The following is a 17,722-nucleotide window of genomic DNA, read 5'->3' as shown; positions in this document are numbered from 1 at the left end:
AAAATGAATTCAGAGACAAGCGAAACGCCGGGTAGCCGTTGCTACATCCGGTGCAGAAGCAATGGCAGAAATGACGGCAACGCCGTCTGCCCCGTCACGAATGATTGAAGGCACATGCTCTGGACGAATACCTCCGATCCCCACAATCGGAAGCAGTGGATAGTGATGGCGAACTTGTTGAATCAGTTCCGTGCCACGCACATGTCCTGCATCCAGTTTACTTTGCGTCTCATGAATCGGACCAATGCCGACATAATCTGCAAATGGAAGAGCCGTTCTGACTTCCTCCATCGTATGGACAGACACCCCCAACCATTTATCTGGTCCTAGCCGTTCTCGAACCTGTTTGGCAGGTAAGTCGTCTTGTCCGACGTGAATGCCATCCGCGTCAATCGCGAGCGCCAAGTCGACGTCGTCGTTGATTATGAACGGAACACCCGTTTCTCGACACAGACGTTGGAGCGTCCTTGCCATCGCTTCTTTTTTATCTCCATACAATGCATCTTTACCTTTTTCGCGAAATTGAAAACATGTCACACCACATCGAAGTGCCGTTTTGACGGTCGCCACCAAATCGGACGCGTCCGTCGTTCCACACACAAAGTAAAGGCGAAGCTGCTTAGCGAGCGCTTGTTTCGTACAGAACGTCAACGGTAATCACCTCTTCTTTCGCTAAACGATGTCCCCAATGATTCGTCGGTCCATGCCCCTGTCCAATCGATAATCCATGTGCAATCGCCTGATGAATAAACTGCTTCGCATCTACGACGGCTTGGCGTAGTGTCTTCCCATACGCTAGTTCGGCCGTCAATGCGGCAGAGAACGTACATCCCGTCCCGTGCGTATCTTTCGTTTGGATTCTAGGCGCTTTTACACAGAACGTTTCAGTCTCGCTCATAATCAAATCAACGGCCTCCACATCATCCGTATGCCCACCTTTGATAATGACGGTATCGACACCAAGTGCTCGAATCGCCTGTGCGGCTTTCATGCGGTCTGCCTCGGTTCGAATTTCCATTCCTGCCAGCACTTCTGCTTCAGGAATATTTGGGGTCACGATGGTCGCCTGTGGTAGCAGCTTCGTGCGCAGTGCTTCGACTGCACTAACTTGCAACAAGGAAGCGCCACCTTTCGCCACCATGACCGGATCGACTACTACATGTTCGAAACGATATCGTTCGAGCCCCTTCGCTACCGCTTCAATTCGTTCAGCGTCCACCAACATCCCGGTTTTACAGGCGGTGATGTTAAAATCATCCGCTACCGCATCAATTTGTCGGATAATCATTTCCGTGGAAATCGCCTCGATTCCATGGACCCCAAGTGTGTTTTGAGCGGTAATCGCAGTCAACACGCTCGTCCCGAATACACCGAGTTCTTGAAACGTTTTAAGATCGGCTTGAATACCGGCCCCTCCTCCTGAGTCAGATCCTGCAATCGTCAACACTTGAGGTCTCATGATGTCGACACCTCAATTCGATTCGTCGGGATGGTATGCTGTGCCAATTGATGAAGAGCATTTACAAAGTGAATCGCGAAGTCTCCAGGTCCTTCCGCTCGTTCACTCGCCAACTCACCGCAGTAGGCATAACCTGACATGGCGGTCACCGTCGCTTTAAGGGTGTTCTTTTCGACTGCTAAGCAAGCCCCGACCACTGCACTGAGTAAACATCCCGTACCGGTCGTCTCGGTCATGCGTTTCGTCCCGCCATGTATTTCCATAACGACGTTCCCGTCACTTACCATATCTTCTTTTCCTGTCACGGCCACGACACATCCGTATCGTCTCGCTGCTTCAAGCGCCAATTGTCGAGGCTCGCATGCACCGTCACCAGCATCGACACCACGAGCCGCCCAATCGACGCCAATCAATGTCGCAATCTCTCCTGCATTCCCTCGAATGACCGATACACGAACATGACGCAAAATGCGTTCGACCACATCTCGTCGAAATGACGTCGCTCCGACACCGACCGGGTCGAGTATAATCGGGCATCCCGCTTCGTTCGCAGCCTGACCTGCGCGAATCATCGTCGCTTCCGTCATCGTTCCAAGTGTACCGATGTTAAGTACGAGCGCATCGCTCACGAATGTCATCTCCGCTACTTCTTCGATTGCATCCGCCATGACAGGAGAGGCGCCGATGGCGAGCAATCCATTCGCCGAAAAGTTCGCCACGACCGTGTTCGTGATATTGTGAATCAATGGCGCCTGCTGTCGAATCTCATTCCAAATCTCATGTCTCATTGGTTGACCTCCTGCGACAATGACCACGACTCAAGCGTCCAAACCATTTCCCAAAAAGCGACTTCGTAATAGCAACTCTTCAAGAATAGTTTCGTATAGCGCACGCGCTCTTCTTCTGTCGCTTGACCAGCCAGTTCATCCAACCGATCAATTTGCTCTTCCACCAGCTCACGGAACCACTCCGAACCATACGTCGCAATCCAAGCTGAATAAATCGGATGATCAGGACGCTTGTCTTTAAGACGTTCTCCAATCTCGTAATACACCCAATAACACGGAAGGATTGACGCCAATACGTCCCCGAGAGTCGGTCCTGCCTGTTGCATATGAAGGGCATATGCATAAGCGGTCGGTGCTGGCTCAAATGTCGCCAATTCGACATCCGTCACGTTGAGCATCGTAAAGAACTCTCGATGAAGGGAGAGTTCCGCCTCAATCGTGTGTAGCGCATGCGTCAAAAAGCGGCTCGATAGTTCCATCGTCGGAGCGAGGGTTGCCCCTTTGGCCTGCACTTTTGAAAACTGATTCAAATAGTATGAGTCTTGCATGACGTAATGTCTGAATTTCTTCTCATCGAGCGTCCCTTCTCCGAGTGAACGAACAAATGGGTGATGAAAGCTTGCTTCAAACAATCCATCCGCCTCTTGACGTAAGTGATCTGTAAATTTCATAATAACTCCCCCTTATAAACTGATAAAAAAGACGCCGCCTCCCATAACGGAAGCGGCGTCTCGAACAATCATATCTAGGTGAAGCCATATGAGTCGTCTCGCCCACTTCCCTACGCTAGCGTGAACTAGATCAGGTTCGAAGGGTCTGGACCATGTCCATCTCAGCCGCGTGACGCGACTCCCCTAGTGGCAAACATTATGAAATTCAGTCGTCTTCGACCACATTCTATCAATCTTTTCATCAATTGCAAACCTTTTCTGATTCCGTTTCCTATTCTTCGTTACGGGAATGGGTAAGTGACTCTGTTCGTACTGAAAAGGATGTGTAGAGATTGAATACCATTTTATTGACGATTGCCTTACTGTTCATCAGTTTGAACGTATTTTGGTTTTTCAAACGTCGAACGTACAAGCAAACAGGATTTGATGGAAGATTGTTCACTCAGTTGTTCGTCAGCCTATTCGGTGTCATGTTAGGATTCACATTGATTTATTATGCACTGTCTCGTGATTCAGTCATTCTCGTGACTTCACTCGAATCCATGAATGCCGTCGAACCGACTTGGGAAAATTTATTGTATTTTAGCGGTGTCACTTTACTTTCGATTGGCTTTGGTGATTTGTTACCGGTCGGTTTAACCCGATTATTCGCTATCATCGAAGAAGCCATCGGTATTTTGTTACCGAGTGCCTTCTTCATCAAATCGATTTATCAAAAAGACAAGTGAAAATCTTCCTATCGTCCCGTGATGAGTAAAAACATATTAAATGCCACAAGACCAAGGGGAAGCATCGCAACCAGAATGATCGGCCATTTCTTTAGACGAATGCCGACAAAGAGGACCAGACTCCCAACAAGTAGGGCAATAAATGTCGTGTAAAAATTCATGAAAAAACGCTCCTTTCTCTATAAGGAGCGTTTCCCGGCTCTCGCCGTCATTAATCGTTTGAATGTCGAAGTGTTGCACATGCGGCACGAACGCGTCTGGCTTCCTCTTCTCGAAACACGAAATCCCCTTGTTCGGCGACACGTTGTGCACAAAAGAAGAAGAGCGACTGCAACCGATCATGTGTATCTTCAATGGCACTCAACTCAGCTGAAGCGTATGTTGCCGTGAGCATCTCCCATAACTCTTCTGGCAAATGGTCGCGGATCCCGTCACCGGACTTCCCTAGATTCACGGAGAATTCCGTCGCATAGCCAATGTTCCACTCCATCATCTGACGGAGCATATTCCGCATGATATCGAGGTGGTCGAGCGCGTATAACACCTGGTGTCGCTTGATTCCTTTGACAACATAAAGTGACACCCACCAAAACTCATTCCAACATGCCGCATACTCGTCAGCAGACGGACGTTTCACGCGATACGACAGGTCAGAAGGCGTGACGACCGGATGATGATCTCGGTCAAAGATTATTTGACTGAGCGAGTCGGCTTCAAGCATGGTTTCAAGTTGATCCACACTTCGAATCGTCAAATCAATCCGATGTCCGTCCACATATTGCACTAAAAACGTTATATGTCGTTCGGAATCAGTCGTTTCAGGTGTCTGCATGATCAAGACCTCTCCAAACGTGTCAATCCATGAGCGATCGACCGCAACCGCTCGGACGTCTTCCACATAAAAGGCAAGGTCGACATCCTGGTACGGGTCTGGTCGGATGTTCGGATTGACGAGTGAGCCGTTCAAGACGACCGTTCGAATGTGTTCACGTTCTTTTGCGAACGCAGTCAATTGCTCAATGATTTGTTCTGGTTTCATTCTACAATCGCCCCCAATGAGCGCGCGACTTGAATCGCCTGCATCGCGTCTAGTTTTGTTTGTTGTAACGTCACGTTCGAAAAATCAACCCCATCGACGAGTGCTCCTTTGAAGTCGGCACCACGGCACACCGCATGTTGGAGTGTCGCACGGGTCAAATCGGCCTGATGCCAAACGGTTTCGGTCAAATCGGCACCGTACAGGTCCGCCTCAACCAATCGTACGTGGGACCAATCCATCTTCTTGAGCGACACGTGACGAAGGTTGACGAACGACCAGTCCCCCTCTGTTACAAGGACGCCTTCAAACTGACTTTCTTCAAAAGATGACCCGGTCATTTTACATTGTTCAAACTCACTCGTGAACAAATTGGCACCATGAAATTGACAGTTTAAAAATGAACTCCCGACATGACGGGACGCATTCCATTTCGAATCCGTGAAATCACAGTTGATGAACTGACAGCGCTCCGTCTGTAGTTCCGTCGCATCGACGTATGTGAAGCGACAGTTCTCGAACGTGACGTGTGACAACACTTCGTCACGGAGTGTCACGTCACGGAAATCTTCATCTCGATATTGCGTATGTGGTTGAAACATATGATCCCTCCTTCAGGTATACTAGAACAGATTACAATGATTGGAAGTGATATAGATGGATCTCGTATTTCCTACTGAACACGGCGTTTTCAATTACCGCGTTGCTGGTATTTTTGTGAAAGACGGTCACTTATTGATTCACCGAAACATCCGAGATGACTTTTGGGCATTACCCGGGGGGCGCGTCACGCTCGGTGAAGAAGCCGCAACCGCCCTCGCACGCGAGCTACATGAAGAGTTGAACATGCACGTGACTGATACCACGTTCGCTTTCGTGCACGAGAACTTATTTACGTACAACAATCAGCCGTTTCATGAGATTGGACTGTACTTTTATGTAGACGGTGACCTCCCGCTCCAAGACGGAGACTTTTATGGACCTGAAGGAGATCACCTGATTTATCGTTGGATAAAGCTTGACCGTCTACAAGACGTCACGCTTTATCCGGAAATACTCGCTCAACTCCCGAACCGTTTGCCAACTCATTCACTCAATCCAGCTTGAACTTAGAGTAGCGATTTCAACTCGTTTAAATGTCGAATCTCATACGTTGACTCAATCGTCGCAGCCACTTCGTTCGGATTGAACCAGCACGTATCCAAACCATACATCCGCCCACCGGCGATGTCTGCCGTGACCGAGTCACCGATAATCAAACCTTTCTCTGGCGCTACATTCGGGATTCGGTCGAAGACGTAGTCGAAAAACGGTTTCATCGGTTTTTGCGAGCCGGTCGCATCCGATACGAAGACATCTTGGAAGTACGGCAATAGTCCAGATGACTCTAACCGTTTGAATTGCGTCTCCGTCACACCGTTTGTGACGATATAGAGCGGATAATCCTTGCTCAGCTTTCGCACGACCTCCAAAGCACCATCAACCATGTGCACGCCTGCATGTAAATAGTCTCGATATTGCTGTTCGACATATGGTCCATCGACCGTGAGACCGAGCGAATCGAACAGTTTCGTGTGACGACCGATGAGCACTTCTTCCCGGTCCACTTCGCCGCGCTCAAACGCACGCCACAGGTCCGTGTTGATGTCGACATAGCGCGACTTCACTTCATCCGTCATCCGGACGTTGTAGGATGCAAGTAACTGTTCCAAGGCGACATGTTCACTTTGTTTAAAATCTAGTAGTGTGTCATCAATATCAAATAAAATCGCTTCATAACGTTTCATATTTCTTTCTACCCCCTCTCTTCGTCTTAACTGTACAGGAAGTAGAAACAAACATCAAAAAAGGGAGATATGCCGTATCCCCCTCTCAATGTCTATTAGATGACTGGTTTTATTTTTGAGCTCCATAATTAATCAATATCACGAGTACCCCAATCAATATCGCGACCGACCATGCGTGAACAACCCCACTGAGCGTTAACGGCTTGAAGAAGTATCCCCAATCGTTCTCAAACAAGTAGGCCAAATAAACCGACACACCATACGATCCAAGCAAGAAAGCTAATACAAAGCGTATTTGCAAATGCCTCAAAGATTGTTTTGTTACCCACCAAATGATCACCGGTACAATCAAATATCCAAATGGAAAACCCCATACATAATCCATTGCCGCCACAAAAAATGCCCAAGGCACGAAGAGGAATAAACTCACACAGCAAGTTTTCATCGTCTGCTCCTAAACTTGTTGAATTTACTTGATTCAAGTTTACCAAATCCAATACATTGATATGTTTATTTTTCTAAAACAAGTGAATACTTCTTATGGTGAAGAAAAAACAAAGGAGTGTTCAAATATGCATACAGATTTTACGAACATGTACATCAATGGTGAGTGGGTAAATGGATCAAGTGAAAAGTCGATCGACAACGTCAATCCATTCTCGAACGAGACTCTCTTCTCGATTCAATCAGCGGATGAAGAGGACTTGAATCGTGCTTATGAAGCAGCGAAAGCGTCTCAGACGGACTGGGCCGACATGCTTCCACAAGCACGACGTGAGTTGATTGAGAAGTTTGCCCAGCTGACGATGGACAACAAAGACTTTATCGTCGACTGGCTCGTGAAAGAGTCCGGTAGTACACGTATCAAAGCAGAGAGTGAGTTCGCTGCATCAATGGCAATCATCAAAGAAGCCGCGACGTTCCCTTTCCGTATGGACGGGCTCATCAAACCTTCGATCGTTCCGAATAAAGAGAACCGGGTATATCGCAAACCACTTGGGGTCATCGGCATCATCAGCCCATGGAACTTCCCGTTCCACTTGGCTGTCCGTTCAATCGTGACAGCTCTCGCGACGGGGAATACGGCCGTCGTCAAACCGGCTACGGCGACACCAGTCACGGGTGGTCTCCTATTCGCATCCCTCTTCGAAGAAGCAGGACTTCCAAAAGGTGTGCTCAACGTTGTCGTCGGACGAGGGTCTGAAATCGGGGACGCCATCGTCGAACACCCAATCCCGCGCCTCATCTCGTTCACAGGTTCGACCGAGGTCGGTCAAGGGATTGCGGAAAAGGCAGGTCGTTTGTTGAAGAAAACAGCACTTGAACTCGGTGGGAATAACGTGTTTGTCGTTCTCGATGATGCCGACCTCGACCGTGCCGTCGAATCAGCCGTCTATAGCAAGTTCTTCCACCAAGGACAAATCTGTATGTCGACGAACCGAATCCTCGTCGCCGAGTCGATTCATGACGAATTCGTGGAGCGCTATGTCGAGCGCGTTAAACAGTTGAAAGCGGGTAAACCGAATGAAAAAGATACACAAGTCGGCCCGCTCATCGACCACGATCAAGTCGATCGCATCTTAGACCAAATCGAGAAAACGGTTGATGCCGGTGCGACCGTTCATACTGGCGGGACAGCGGACGGCAACGTCCTCGAACCGACCGTCCTCAGTGGCGTCACGAATGACATGCCGCTCGCGAAAAACGAAATATTCGGTCCGGTCGCGGTCATCCTTTCGTTTAAAGATGACGAAGAGGCTGTTCGTCTTTCGAACGAATTACCGTACGGATTGAGCGGTGCCGTTCATGGCTCGGTTTACCGTGCAACCAATTTTGCACGAAAAGTCGAAACTGGCATGATTCACGTCAACGATCAGTCGGTCAACGATGAACCGCACATGCCGTTCGGAGGCGAGAAAAACTCTGGTCTCGGACGCTTCAACGGTGAATGGGTACTCGAAGAGTTCACGACGCTTCAATGGGTGTCCATCATGCATGAACGTCGCGAGTACAAACCGTTCTTCTCGTAATACAAAAAGTGTTTCGGCAACTCGCCGAAACACTTTTTTAGATTTTCTTCACGAACTCCGACTTCAGTTTCATCGCACCAAGTCCCTCGATTTTACAGTCGATATCATGGTCACCTTCCACGAGTCGAATCCCCTTCACTTTCGTTCCTTGTTTGACGACAAGCGAGGTTCCTTTCACTTTCAAATCCTTGATCACGGTGACAGTGTCTCCGTCTTGAAGCGGGTTTCCGTTCGCATCTTTGATTTGTGACGCTGCTTCTGCTTCTGCCGCCTCACTCGGTGACCATTCATAGGCACATTCTGGGCATACAAGCAACGGGCCATCCTCGTACACATAAGATGATTGGCATTTTGGGCAATTCGGGTACTCAGTCATTCTATTTCCTCCATTCGATTCACTCGTTCCAGTATATCGTATGGTGGCTCCATCTTTCTAGACCGTTCACTCTTCGGTAGGCGATGCAGGACCTTCTAAATCAAGTTGATAAAACGATAAATCGAGCCATTTGCCGAATTTATATCCGGCATTTCGAATCGTACCGGAATGAACGAATCCAACTTTTTCATGCGCACGGATACTCGTCACGTTCGATGCGTCAATTCCACCAATCACCGTTTTCATTCCTCTCACTTCGGCGATACGGATGATTTCTTTTAACAGTTTGTTGCCAATGCCTTTCCCGCGGTAACCGGGATGCACGTATACAGAATGTTCAACCGTATAATGGTACGCTGGCCACGGACGGAACGGACCGAACGTCGCAAACCCCATGACGACGTCATCCTCTACCCATACGATGATTGGACAATCTTGCTCTTTCTTCTCCTCATACCATGCCACTCGATTCTCGAGTGTCACCGGTTGATAGTGATAGACGGCCGTACTGTTTACAATCGCATCATTGTAAATATGTAAAATCATTTGAAGATCATCTCGTCGACAATTGCGAATCATCCCCATACCACCTTTTCGTTTTTTTTTTTATTCGAATCCCCTCTTCAAAAGACACGAAAAAAGTGACCGGTCCCATCAACCGGTCACTCAAATCATGCGGCCAAGCGGTCACACATTGAGGCGCATTCTGTACAAACTCTTGCGCATTCCTGGCAATGTGCGTGCTTATGTTTCCCGCACTCCTGTGCGCATGCTTTACAGATGACTGCACACGCTCGCGCGAGTTCAGGAACGAATGCCGAATCACGCGTCATCGCTTCCGCAAGAAACGCACAGGCAGCGGCACATTCCCGATCCAGTCGGATACAATCAACCATCATCTGTACATCTTTTTCTTCTAAACAAGATTCCAGACAATAGTTGCACGTTTCCACACATTCGTGGAGCATTTCGAGTTCGTTCGCATAGATACGATGAGCCATACATCATTCCCCTTTCGTTTCTTCTGCAATTTCGGACACGTTACTCCTGTTCCCTAATCGGCAAAAGAAAAACGATCCGGCTCAAGAATCCGGATCGTTCACGAACCTGCGATACAAGTAAGCGATTCGATTCAGTAATGTCTCGTCATATTGTTTCGGCATGAAACGATAGCGATATAATCGATACATTCGTTTCAAGTCTTCCCACTGATGATCGATTTGTTGCCCTTGTCTGAAGCGTGCCAAATCAATCAAGAATATCTGTCCGTTTGGCGTCAAAATGATATTACGCAAGTGGACATCCGATGGTGTCAGTCCTAGTAAACGTGCCTGTCGAAGCGCTTCATCCACTACCTCGATGTAAGAAGGGTCAATCCAGACGCCTTCCGTCAGACACTCAAACAGCGTCTTTCCTTCGATGTAATCCATCACTAAATATGACGGACCAGAATCATAGCACTTCGGAAAGTAAGGGAGTCCCTTAAGTTTTTCATAGATTGCTGCCTCTTCGGTTGCGATTTGTTCATAACCTGGAAAGAACACTTTAATGACACGATCCTTTTCCTTTAAACGAAACACGGCCGCACTTCGTCCAATCCCATGTAAACGAAGATCTGGGTGCATCGAGGCTACCTGAAACGAGTCACCCACCTGTTCGAAGGTGACGTCCGCATATTGTTCATAGTCACTCATCTGTCACGCCTCTTTCCTATTTCTCTTCCCTCTCATCATAGCGCATACAAGCTCATTTGACGCCAAAACTGCTTGAGTAGGTGACAAGTGACGTCCATTCTCGTAAGACGTATAATGAAGAGCGACTGACAACCAAGGAGGAGTTATAATGCAACGTATCGCTTTGACAGAAGAATTATCATTCTCACGCATCGTCCATGGGATGTGGCGGCTCGCTGATTGGGACATGACCCCACAGGAACGCCTCACATTCATCGAACAATGTCTCGAGCTTGGCATCACGACATTCGACCATGCAGACATTTATGGCGGTTACACATGTGAAGGTTTATTTGGAGAAGCCTTAAAGTTAAAGCCTGAACTCCGAGACCAAATGGAGATCGTCACAAAGACAGGAATTAAATTGACGGGGTCATTTAACCCAGGTCAAACACTCAATTATTACGATACGACAAAAGAGCATATCATCGCGCAAGTAGAGCGTTCGTTAAAAGAGTTGGCCATTGACCACATTGATACATTACTCATCCACCGTCCAGATCCGCTGATGAATCCGGATGAAGTGGCCGAAGCCTTCATCATCTTGCGCGATAGTGGTAAAGTACGTGAGTTCGGTGTATCTAACCATGTTCCGGCTACACAGAACTTGCTTCAATCTCGTCTTCCATTCCAACTTGTGACGAATCAACTCGAACTCTCTCCGATGCAATTGAAACATTTTGAGGATGGATCGGTCGAAATGTGTCACGAAAAACGAATGCCACTTATGGCTTGGAGTCCACTAGCCGGTGGTCAACTCTTCAAAGATGAACTGTATGCACCCCTTCGTGAAAAACTCGAGGAAATTCGTTCACGTCACAATGCAAGCGGAATTGACTCGATTGTGTATGCATGGCTCGTCAAACATCCTGCAAACATTATGCCGATTATCGGATCCGGAAAAATCGAGCGCGTTCAGACGGGAGTCGACGCCCTTCAAATCGACCTCACTCGTGAAGAATGGTTCGAAATTTTGAAGGCGGCACGCGGTCGAGATGTTGATTGAAGGAAACTTCATCAAATAAATCCCACTGAATTATAAAGTGATAATTTAGAAGAATAATCGACTTTTTTCAATGTCTCATAATATCAACGTTTTTTCGTCAAAAATCGACATACGAAAAAAGTTAAAAAGTAAAAATAAGTCATAAATGGTTTTATCCCCCGTCCAGTTCAAGTTGGACGGTTTTTTTTTTTTTTTTTCTAAATAACAAATTAATTTTCCTAAGAATAAAGTCACAAAAAATTGGTGCTAGAATGGTGAAAGTGATTCATCGAAGGAGAGTAACGATGTGAAAAAGTACCTGATTTTCAGTACCCTCGTCATCCTGTTTTTTTTTTTCGGATGCGAGGAAGAACGCGCACTCCGACTCCAACCCGCTCCTGAATATTATCAAGGACGTGCCCTGTTACCAAACGGACAACAAATTGAAATGCCCGAATCGGATCGTGCAGCGATTATCGAGTTATGTCAGCCTGACAACGCGATTCAAAGAATTCCAAGTGGTGAAAGACATTGGCTCGGGACGGTCACATTGAACCAACCGTTGACTGATGCCGCCACCGAATCTTCTTTTCCAACCGCAACTTTTTTCACTGTCGAAAATAAATCATATGTCCAATGTCAACTCGATTCCGTCACATATGCCACCGAAATTAACACGCTTCCTGAAAGTTTAAACGATGTTCAGTATACGGCCGAACCTTATCCGGATGTTCCGAAATTCCGATTTGCTGAGCCCCATGAATATGAGCATTTCGAACAAAAAAAGAAAAAGCCGATAGGTAATGAGCCCTATCCAGAAAGAAAAGGGATCGAGCATACACTTTTCCATATCACGATGCCTTTCAGTGGTGAATTTGAACTGACCTTTACATCGTCCGAAGCCAAAGACCGCCTCGTCATTCCTGTCGAATCAATAAGGCATCCCTATTTGTCACTCGGGCTCGGGACAGAAAAGTCTGATGAGGTGTTACAATACGCGATTTATACGAGCCGAGATCAAAATGACTATCAAGAAGTATTGCGACCGAAAGAAGCGCATATTTCACAAATGTTCGGAGCCAAAACAGCTCCGCAACTCCCTTCGGTTCTTGTACCGGGTCACGAGTATCCACTCTACAGTTATACGTTCATGAAAAACGGAACGGCCCATCGTCAGAACGTCTCCTTGACGTATCATGAACCCAAGTTGTTGTATGGAAAAGAATTGAGTGAACAAATTCACGACAAATTAAGTAGTCAACGTCATGTCATTTTTCATGACTTGGCACTCCTTGGAACGGAATCAAAAGATGCCTCCTTCCTACAACATGTCGGTCAAGATGAAATGGAATTTATTTTTGGCGCCATCAAACGAGCTAACGCGACCGCCTATGCAGGCAAGACCGCTTCCACACCTTATGTGACCCTATTTCAAGGGATATGCGCCCAAACGTTTGATGTTAGCTATGATGGTGCAGATGTGTACGTGACCAATTCAGAGACAGGCGCCCATTTTAAGCTACTACGTGAGGATGCCATCAAGTGGTATAACCTGTTTGAACAAAACACTTAATCTGACAGATGCGAATGCGTCTGTCTTTTTGCATATTCATGAAGCAAATATAGTACGATGAGACATATTTTTTGGTAAGATAGGAAGGGAAAGGAGTGAATTTTTGTGACAAATCCATTTATACGTGACGTGAACCATCATTGGCGCGTCTCCTATCGACAAAACGGGTATCCCCATGTGCAACAGGGCTGGGTGTTACCTCCAGAACAAAAAGAGGAGTTCGATCCATTTATTTTGATGGCAGAAGACTGGTTCAAGCGTGGGACGTTTTCGGACCATCCCCATCGTGGGTTTCAAACCATCACGTATGTCATCGATGGTCGTCTAGAACATATTGATAATCATGGGGGACATTCGATTTTGGACGCCGGTGATGTTCAGTATATGAACGCCGGATGGGCCGCTAGACACGCCGAAGAAGCGGTTGACGATGATTTGATCCATACGCTGCAGCTCTGGTTGAATTTGCCGAAGTCGTTAAAAACAACAACCACTTCCTATCAGAACGTATACGTCGAGGACGCACCCCTCGTTCCTTTCGACGGCGGGCAGCTTCGTGTCTATTCCGGCGAAATTGTGGGTGTAAAAGGGCCGATGGAAAGTCTCGTCCCCATCACGATGACAGAAATAACGCTGAAAGAAGGTGGCGAATACGAACACATCTTGCCTGCGAATCATAACAGCTTTTTGTACGTACTCGCTGGTTCAATTGAAGTTGGGTCTTCCAAAATTCCGCTCAGTAAAACTGATGTGGCGACACTGACGTTCGATGAAACATCTGAAGCGATGAGCACACTTCAACTGAAGGCCACGACGCGTACACGGGTGCTCATCTATTCCGGAAAACCGATTCGCGAAGACTATATTGCGCATGGTCCATTCGTGATGAACACGGAAGAAGAAATCCGCCAAGCTTTCCGCGATTATCATAGCGGCGGGTTCGGTCCCCCAGCCGTCAAATAAACAAAGGGAGTCTCTCGACTTGAGAGCTCCCTTTTCTGATTATGATCGATCCGGTTGTAACACCGTCTGTTGTGTCGGAACATGACCAATCGGTACGGTCCGTTCGACGAGAACGTAACGCTTGCCCTCCACTTCAAACTTGCGGTCGCCAAGATAGTGAGCGCTTTTCCCATCTTCGTATAGTTTCGACAAGATAGCAGGTACGTACTCTTCTAGTTTTGTATAGTGCTCATCGAGGGTCATGACGATATTGCCCCCTTTATATCCGAGCCAGTAACTATAAAAGAACCAACCTAACGACAGAACTCCGAGAATACCAATTCCAATTGTAAGTAACTCCTCCATGATCTCATTCCTCCAATTTTTTCATGACAATCTGACGTTTTGGGGTGAACCCGATTTCGCTATAAAACGAGGCGGCATCCGTATTGCTCATCCAGTAATCTAGTTCAATCGATCTGAATTGGTGGTCAAGTGCCCATTGCTCCATCCATTCCATCACACGTCGACCGTAACCGTTCCGTTGATACATGGGGTCGATACTGATGTGATGAACATACACCACGCGAACGGCTTGACGAAACGCGTTCGCCTCACCCACTTTCTCTTCGAACCATATGTAACCGATTGGAGTTGCTTCAAGCTGCATCACCATATAGTGATGGCCGGGTCTTCCAATCAGTGTCGAAAAGGCTTCGTACATCTTCTCTTCCTAATACTCCGCAAAAAAGGTCGGATTCATATGGACGTGATGCTCATGGATGGAACGATTCAACCGTGCGATGAGACGGGCATCAATCGTAGGGATAAATGTGATCTCCATCATCAGGTATAGTTTGAATGGTTTCGATCTTCGTTTACACCGTGCGGTTTTTCAGTTCCGCGCAACGTATGCTCACTCGAAGCCTCCGTTCCTTTCCCATTTAGGCGACGTTGAAGCGGACGGGCCAAAAAGTAACCAATCAAGAGCGAACTAGGAAAGACGAGAAAAAATGTACCGAGCAATGTCAACATGTACCCTTTGTCCGAGTCACCGGCAATCGCGCGAAGGACAAAGAACAGACCGACGAAGACAAGTGCGGCCAAAGAGTATTCCACACATTTCCCGAGAAATCTTTTCATATGACATCTCCCCCTTTAAGGTTTGATGTATTATACGACCATTTCCATAAAAAGGTTTCACGCGTCTTGATTTTCTTTATACCACTTCGTCGCCAACCGTTCCGTCTCGATGACCCAGTCATGCTTTCCTTGAATGTATCCTTCCATGTCTTCTGGGTGCTGTGCCGCAAGTTGAAGCTTCAGCTCACCATACGCATCGCGAACGTCAGGATAAGCTCGCAAGTAATCCCGGAAGGCAAGGTGTCTTATGACATCCGGATTCCCTTCTTCAAACACATGCACGTGAACCGTCCGTTCTTCTTCTCCTTTACGGAAATAGCGACGCTTCGGAATCCCATATTCACCAAGTCCACGGTACCCGAGTGCCTCCATCCGCTCCGTGTAGTCATCGACTCGTTCGATGTCCCGTACGACCGGCATCATGTCGATGATTGGTTTTGCCGCCAATCCTTCGACCGATGTACTTCCAATGTGATGGATCGCGACAAGCTCCTCTTCGAATAACCGACTCAATTTACCAGCCTCTTCTTCAAACTTTTGATTCCATTCTGGATTGTATTTCACTACTTCGACTTTTCTCATGATTCGTTCCTCCTTTTTTTAAAGAACTCTTTATTCTCATCATACCCTTTCTAAACATCGCTCGACATGAGGGATTCCACTTCAAATGGTTTGTACACAAATAAAATGGGAAACCTTATATTAATGACTTGAGAACTGGAGAGTGAATGGATATGTTGACTGAAGAACAAATCGAAACGTTTAAAAAACGATTATTGAAAAAAAAAACAAAAACCGAAGGATACATGGATAATCGGGAAGAGACATATGATGAAGGAGAGCTCTCTCATTACGACAACCACCCTGCCGACTCGGGCGAAGAGCTCTTTTTACGAGAACGAGACCAAGCCCTTAATGAGCTCGATGAAGAGTTCTTGAGTGACGTCGATAAGGCGCTATTAGCCATTCAGAATGGGACATATGGACAATGTGAGGTGTGTGGGAAAGACATTGAACTAGACCGTCTGGAAGTCATTCCAGAAGCCACCCTTTGCATCGAACACGCCCGGGCACAAGAAGAGGAAGAACACGCGCATGAAGTCGATCGACCGGTTGAAGAAGACGTGTTGAACCCTAATGAGACAGCTCGACGCAAAGAGTTAGACGGAACGGATCAACCTGGTCAAAAAACGGACGCCTTCTCCCAAGTAGAAGACTACGGAAGCTCAGATACGATTGCCGACAGCGAAGGCAACCACGATCCGACGCGCGAACAGTAAAAAATGCCCTGACCTCATCCGAGAGGCTCAGGGCATCTGTCTGCTTAAAACGTGGCTTTTACCGGAGAAGCACCACCGAGGCGCTCTGCCAGTTTCATCGGGTCGACGGCATTCCCAGCTGAACTAGCCGAGAAATTGTAGTCCCCTTTATGAATCTCAAAGTGTAAGTGCGGACCTGACGAGTTGCCCGTGTTTCCGATTTGACCGATCGGTTCACCTTGGTGTACCAACTGACCTGTCTTGACATCCACTTTGTGCAAGTGTGCATACACGGTCGTCCATTTTTGACCGTCTACGTTGTGTTCGATTTGTATGTGGTTTCCATATGGTCCACTGGAGCTGACTTTTGTCACTTTTCCAGCTTCCGCGGCGTATACAGGTGTGCCTGTTTTGGCGGCGATATCGAGACCGTTATGGAATGTGTATCCGAACTGCCCACTCGCCGAACCGAATCCTTGAGAGAGGCGACCTTCCGCCGGCATTAAGAACCGATCGGGTGCCATCGCTTCATACTGTTTCTTCAAGTCACTCAATTGATTCGTTTGTTTCTTATATTGTTTCGACTTTTCGTCATACGACGCTTTCACGTCTTGACGTGTCGCTTCAATTTGCTCTTGCTCTTCTTTCAGTTGCTTCAATACTTCGTTTGCTTGGTTTTTTTTTTTAACAAGCTCTTGATGCGCTTCTTCCGCTTCAGCGGCCTCAGCTTTCGCACTCGGCAACACGGAAGAAACGACTTTTGCGAAGAGTGACTGTTCTGCCGGAACGAGCGACTCTTCCACTTCTTCTAATTCTTTAGAAGTCCCTTCAATTTTATCTCGCAACGCCTCCGCCTTATGGTCGACTTGCTTCAACTTTGTTTGAATGGCTTGAATCGATTGCTTCGTATCTTTAACCTGCTGCTTCGTTTGTTGCAATGACTTTTCAGTTTGAACGAGATCTTGCGGGGACATGTTGTCGGCAGATGCGGTTTGTCCTTGGAATAAGAGAACACCAACACCCGCTGTCATGATGAGTTGTTTCCACATATATATAATAAACCCTCCAAATTGATACATTCAAGAAATTCAAAAAAGCTACATGTGCGAATATACCACTGGGGGTTAAAAATTTCAATATATGAAGTTTTTCATTTTCATGTCATACATGACAGCATGATGTGATATTTTCAAGTGTCACTTCACAAGGATT

At 47.1% G+C, this 17,722-nt stretch carries 25 protein-coding genes and 1 riboswitch; of the genes, 7 read left to right on the top strand and 18 right to left on the bottom strand.

The annotated features are described in order from the left end of the window. Positions 1–9 precede the first annotated feature (9 nt). From thiE to tenA, 4 genes are read right to left on the bottom strand one after another with little or no spacing between them, the layout of a single operon-like run. Positions 10–651, bottom strand: a complete 642-nt coding sequence (gene thiE / locus BBB58_RS03425) for a thiamine phosphate synthase (protein ID WP_074035455.1) — start codon at positions 649–651, stop codon at positions 10–12. Beyond that, positions 620–1,459 carry a bifunctional hydroxymethylpyrimidine kinase/phosphomethylpyrimidine kinase gene (gene thiD / locus BBB58_RS03420; RefSeq protein WP_074035453.1) on the bottom strand — a complete coding sequence of 280 codons (840 nt, stop codon included), beginning with the start codon at positions 1,457–1,459 and terminating at the stop codon, positions 620–622. Before thiD ends, thiE begins: the two co-directional genes overlap by 32 nt. Next, complete coding sequence (gene thiM / locus BBB58_RS03415) at positions 1,456–2,247, bottom strand: hydroxyethylthiazole kinase (RefSeq protein ID WP_074035452.1); 792 nt, start codon at positions 2,245–2,247, stop codon at positions 1,456–1,458. The genes thiD and thiM overlap by 4 nt, the downstream gene beginning before the upstream one ends. Continuing rightward, entirely contained in the window at positions 2,244–2,918 is a 675-nt protein-coding gene (gene tenA / locus BBB58_RS03410) for a thiaminase II (protein WP_074035451.1), read from the bottom strand. The genes thiM and tenA overlap by 4 nt, the downstream gene beginning before the upstream one ends. A 90-nt stretch (positions 2,919–3,008) precedes the next feature. Next, positions 3,009–3,113: riboswitch (TPP riboswitch) on the bottom strand. A 137-nt stretch (positions 3,114–3,250) separates the two neighbouring features. Between tenA and BBB58_RS03405 the strand changes: the two genes are divergently transcribed. Next, positions 3,251–3,646, top strand: coding sequence for an ion channel (locus BBB58_RS03405; RefSeq protein ID WP_074035450.1), 396 nt, complete (start codon positions 3,251–3,253; stop codon positions 3,644–3,646). 8 nt (positions 3,647–3,654) lie between these two features. On the opposite strand, the gene BBB58_RS15120 is transcribed toward BBB58_RS03405, so the two are convergent. Genes BBB58_RS15120 through BBB58_RS03395 form a run of 3 tightly spaced genes read right to left on the bottom strand, consistent with a single transcriptional unit; the run spans position 3,655 to position 5,284 of the window. Continuing rightward, positions 3,655–3,807, bottom strand: a complete 153-nt coding sequence (locus BBB58_RS15120) for a hypothetical protein (protein ID WP_167365510.1) — start codon at positions 3,805–3,807, stop codon at positions 3,655–3,657. Between the two features lie 50 nt (positions 3,808–3,857). Beyond that, complete coding sequence (locus tag BBB58_RS03400) at positions 3,858–4,685, bottom strand: aminoglycoside 6-adenylyltransferase (protein WP_074035448.1); 828 nt, start codon at positions 4,683–4,685, stop codon at positions 3,858–3,860. After that, on the bottom strand, positions 4,682–5,284 hold the full coding sequence (locus BBB58_RS03395) for a pentapeptide repeat-containing protein (RefSeq protein WP_074035446.1): 603 nt from the start codon (positions 5,282–5,284) through the stop codon (positions 4,682–4,684). Before BBB58_RS03395 ends, BBB58_RS03400 begins: the two co-directional genes overlap by 4 nt. Before the next feature lie 55 nt (positions 5,285–5,339). Here BBB58_RS03395 and BBB58_RS03390 point away from each other — a divergent pair, with 55 nt between their 5' ends. Then, the gene (locus BBB58_RS03390; protein WP_074035444.1) at positions 5,340–5,789 is read left to right on the top strand and encodes an NUDIX hydrolase; all 450 of its coding nucleotides are present in this window, start codon (positions 5,340–5,342) and stop codon (positions 5,787–5,789) included. Between the two features lie 2 nt (positions 5,790–5,791). On the opposite strand, the gene BBB58_RS03385 is transcribed toward BBB58_RS03390, so the two are convergent. Together BBB58_RS03385 and BBB58_RS15035 are read right to left on the bottom strand one after the other, a co-directional pair. Next, entirely contained in the window at positions 5,792–6,469 is a 678-nt protein-coding gene (locus BBB58_RS03385; RefSeq protein ID WP_074035442.1) for a YjjG family noncanonical pyrimidine nucleotidase, read from the bottom strand. 227 nt (positions 6,470–6,696) lie between these two features. Next, entirely contained in the window at positions 6,697–6,951 is a 255-nt protein-coding gene (locus BBB58_RS15035) for a hypothetical protein (RefSeq protein ID WP_143180215.1), read from the bottom strand. Between the two features lie 90 nt (positions 6,952–7,041). Between BBB58_RS15035 and BBB58_RS03375 the strand changes: the two genes are divergently transcribed. Next, complete coding sequence (locus BBB58_RS03375) at positions 7,042–8,499, top strand: aldehyde dehydrogenase family protein (RefSeq protein ID WP_074035438.1); 1,458 nt, start codon at positions 7,042–7,044, stop codon at positions 8,497–8,499. Between the two features lie 37 nt (positions 8,500–8,536). Here the strand turns inward: BBB58_RS03375 and BBB58_RS03370 are convergent, their stop codons facing one another. The 4 genes from BBB58_RS03370 to BBB58_RS03355 all read right to left on the bottom strand — a co-directional run bounded on the left by BBB58_RS03370 (position 8,537) and on the right by BBB58_RS03355 (position 10,569). Beyond that, the gene (locus tag BBB58_RS03370) at positions 8,537–8,875 is read right to left on the bottom strand and encodes a zinc ribbon domain-containing protein YjdM (RefSeq protein ID WP_031421951.1); all 339 of its coding nucleotides are present in this window, start codon (positions 8,873–8,875) and stop codon (positions 8,537–8,539) included. A gap of 66 nt (positions 8,876–8,941) precedes the next feature. Next, a complete protein-coding gene (locus BBB58_RS03365) occupies positions 8,942–9,454 on the bottom strand; it encodes a GNAT family N-acetyltransferase (protein WP_031421949.1) in 513 nt (170 codons plus the stop codon). A gap of 92 nt (positions 9,455–9,546) precedes the next feature. After that, positions 9,547–9,876 (bottom strand): four-helix bundle copper-binding protein, encoded by a 330-nt coding sequence (locus BBB58_RS03360; RefSeq protein ID WP_012727586.1) that lies wholly within the window; start codon positions 9,874–9,876, stop codon positions 9,547–9,549. An 81-nt stretch (positions 9,877–9,957) separates the two neighbouring features. After that, on the bottom strand, positions 9,958–10,569 hold the full coding sequence (locus tag BBB58_RS03355) for a serine/threonine protein kinase (protein WP_074035436.1): 612 nt from the start codon (positions 10,567–10,569) through the stop codon (positions 9,958–9,960). A 148-nt stretch (positions 10,570–10,717) separates the two neighbouring features. Between BBB58_RS03355 and BBB58_RS03350 the strand changes: the two genes are divergently transcribed. The 3 genes from BBB58_RS03350 to BBB58_RS03340 all read left to right on the top strand — a co-directional run bounded on the left by BBB58_RS03350 (position 10,718) and on the right by BBB58_RS03340 (position 14,129). Further along, positions 10,718–11,614, top strand: coding sequence for an aldo/keto reductase (locus BBB58_RS03350; RefSeq protein WP_074035434.1), 897 nt, complete (start codon positions 10,718–10,720; stop codon positions 11,612–11,614). A gap of 286 nt (positions 11,615–11,900) precedes the next feature. After that, positions 11,901–13,166: a hypothetical protein gene (locus tag BBB58_RS03345; protein ID WP_074035432.1), complete on the top strand. Its 1,266-nt coding sequence runs from the start codon at positions 11,901–11,903 to the stop codon at positions 13,164–13,166. 105 nt (positions 13,167–13,271) lie between these two features. Next, positions 13,272–14,129 carry a pirin family protein gene (locus BBB58_RS03340; RefSeq protein WP_074035431.1) on the top strand — a complete coding sequence of 286 codons (858 nt, stop codon included), beginning with the start codon at positions 13,272–13,274 and terminating at the stop codon, positions 14,127–14,129. Between the two features lie 39 nt (positions 14,130–14,168). Here BBB58_RS03340 and BBB58_RS03335 read toward each other — a convergent pair whose 3' ends face one another. The 4 genes from BBB58_RS03335 to BBB58_RS03320 form a co-directional block, all read right to left on the bottom strand. Beyond that, complete coding sequence (locus tag BBB58_RS03335) at positions 14,169–14,474, bottom strand: hypothetical protein (protein ID WP_047794750.1); 306 nt, start codon at positions 14,472–14,474, stop codon at positions 14,169–14,171. Between the two features lie 4 nt (positions 14,475–14,478). Beyond that, positions 14,479–14,832, bottom strand: a complete 354-nt coding sequence (locus BBB58_RS03330) for a GNAT family N-acetyltransferase (protein ID WP_074035429.1) — start codon at positions 14,830–14,832, stop codon at positions 14,479–14,481. 122 nt (positions 14,833–14,954) lie between these two features. After that, entirely contained in the window at positions 14,955–15,251 is a 297-nt protein-coding gene (locus tag BBB58_RS03325; RefSeq protein ID WP_074035427.1) for a hypothetical protein, read from the bottom strand. 57 nt (positions 15,252–15,308) lie between these two features. Continuing rightward, a complete protein-coding gene (locus tag BBB58_RS03320; RefSeq protein ID WP_074035425.1) occupies positions 15,309–15,833 on the bottom strand; it encodes a GrpB family protein in 525 nt (174 codons plus the stop codon). Between the two features lie 152 nt (positions 15,834–15,985). Between BBB58_RS03320 and BBB58_RS03315 the strand changes: the two genes are divergently transcribed. Beyond that, entirely contained in the window at positions 15,986–16,531 is a 546-nt protein-coding gene (locus BBB58_RS03315) for a TraR/DksA C4-type zinc finger protein (protein WP_074035424.1), read from the top strand. Positions 16,532–16,575: 44 nt separating this feature from the next. On the opposite strand, the gene BBB58_RS03310 is transcribed toward BBB58_RS03315, so the two are convergent. Further along, entirely contained in the window at positions 16,576–17,559 is a 984-nt protein-coding gene (locus BBB58_RS03310; protein WP_074035423.1) for a M23 family metallopeptidase, read from the bottom strand. Positions 17,560–17,722 lie beyond the last annotated feature (163 nt).

Origin of the sequence: Exiguobacterium profundum (assembly GCF_001909285.1) — a bacterium.
GTDB classification, from domain to species: Bacteria; Bacillota; Bacilli; order Exiguobacteriales; family Exiguobacteriaceae; genus Exiguobacterium; species Exiguobacterium profundum.
The sequence above is the reverse complement of the archived record's forward strand: the minus strand, read 5'-3'. Positions and strand labels throughout refer to the sequence as shown.

Coding starts and splice junctions, on each gene's coding strand:
- BBB58_RS03325 (WP_074035427.1), bottom strand. CDS start 15,251: ATGAAAAGATTTCTCGGGAAATGTGTGGAATACTCTTTGGCCGCACTT.
- BBB58_RS03365 (WP_031421949.1), bottom strand. CDS start 9,454: ATGATTCGCAATTGTCGACGAGATGATCTTCAAATGATTTTACATATT.
- BBB58_RS03360 (WP_012727586.1), bottom strand. CDS start 9,876: ATGGCTCATCGTATCTATGCGAACGAACTCGAAATGCTCCACGAATGT.
- BBB58_RS03330 (WP_074035429.1), bottom strand. CDS start 14,832: ATGTACGAAGCCTTTTCGACACTGATTGGAAGACCCGGCCATCACTAT.
- thiD (WP_074035453.1), bottom strand. CDS start 1,459: ATGAGACCTCAAGTGTTGACGATTGCAGGATCTGACTCAGGAGGAGGG.
- BBB58_RS03350 (WP_074035434.1), top strand. CDS start 10,718: ATGCAACGTATCGCTTTGACAGAAGAATTATCATTCTCACGCATCGTC.
- BBB58_RS03310 (WP_074035423.1), bottom strand. CDS start 17,559: ATGTGGAAACAACTCATCATGACAGCGGGTGTTGGTGTTCTCTTATTC.
- BBB58_RS03385 (WP_074035442.1), bottom strand. CDS start 6,469: ATGAAACGTTATGAAGCGATTTTATTTGATATTGATGACACACTACTA.
- BBB58_RS03315 (WP_074035424.1), top strand. CDS start 15,986: ATGTTGACTGAAGAACAAATCGAAACGTTTAAAAAACGATTATTGAAA.
- BBB58_RS03390 (WP_074035444.1), top strand. CDS start 5,340: ATGGATCTCGTATTTCCTACTGAACACGGCGTTTTCAATTACCGCGTT.
- BBB58_RS03375 (WP_074035438.1), top strand. CDS start 7,042: ATGCATACAGATTTTACGAACATGTACATCAATGGTGAGTGGGTAAAT.
- BBB58_RS03320 (WP_074035425.1), bottom strand. CDS start 15,833: ATGAGAAAAGTCGAAGTAGTGAAATACAATCCAGAATGGAATCAAAAG.
- tenA (WP_074035451.1), bottom strand. CDS start 2,918: ATGAAATTTACAGATCACTTACGTCAAGAGGCGGATGGATTGTTTGAA.
- BBB58_RS03370 (WP_031421951.1), bottom strand. CDS start 8,875: ATGACTGAGTACCCGAATTGCCCAAAATGCCAATCATCTTATGTGTAC.
- thiM (WP_074035452.1), bottom strand. CDS start 2,247: ATGAGACATGAGATTTGGAATGAGATTCGACAGCAGGCGCCATTGATT.
- BBB58_RS03395 (WP_074035446.1), bottom strand. CDS start 5,284: ATGTTTCAACCACATACGCAATATCGAGATGAAGATTTCCGTGACGTG.
- BBB58_RS03400 (WP_074035448.1), bottom strand. CDS start 4,685: ATGAAACCAGAACAAATCATTGAGCAATTGACTGCGTTCGCAAAAGAA.
- BBB58_RS15120 (WP_167365510.1), bottom strand. CDS start 3,807: ATGAATTTTTACACGACATTTATTGCCCTACTTGTTGGGAGTCTGGTC.
- BBB58_RS03335 (WP_047794750.1), bottom strand. CDS start 14,474: ATGGAGGAGTTACTTACAATTGGAATTGGTATTCTCGGAGTTCTGTCG.
- BBB58_RS03355 (WP_074035436.1), bottom strand. CDS start 10,569: ATGAGTGACTATGAACAATATGCGGACGTCACCTTCGAACAGGTGGGT.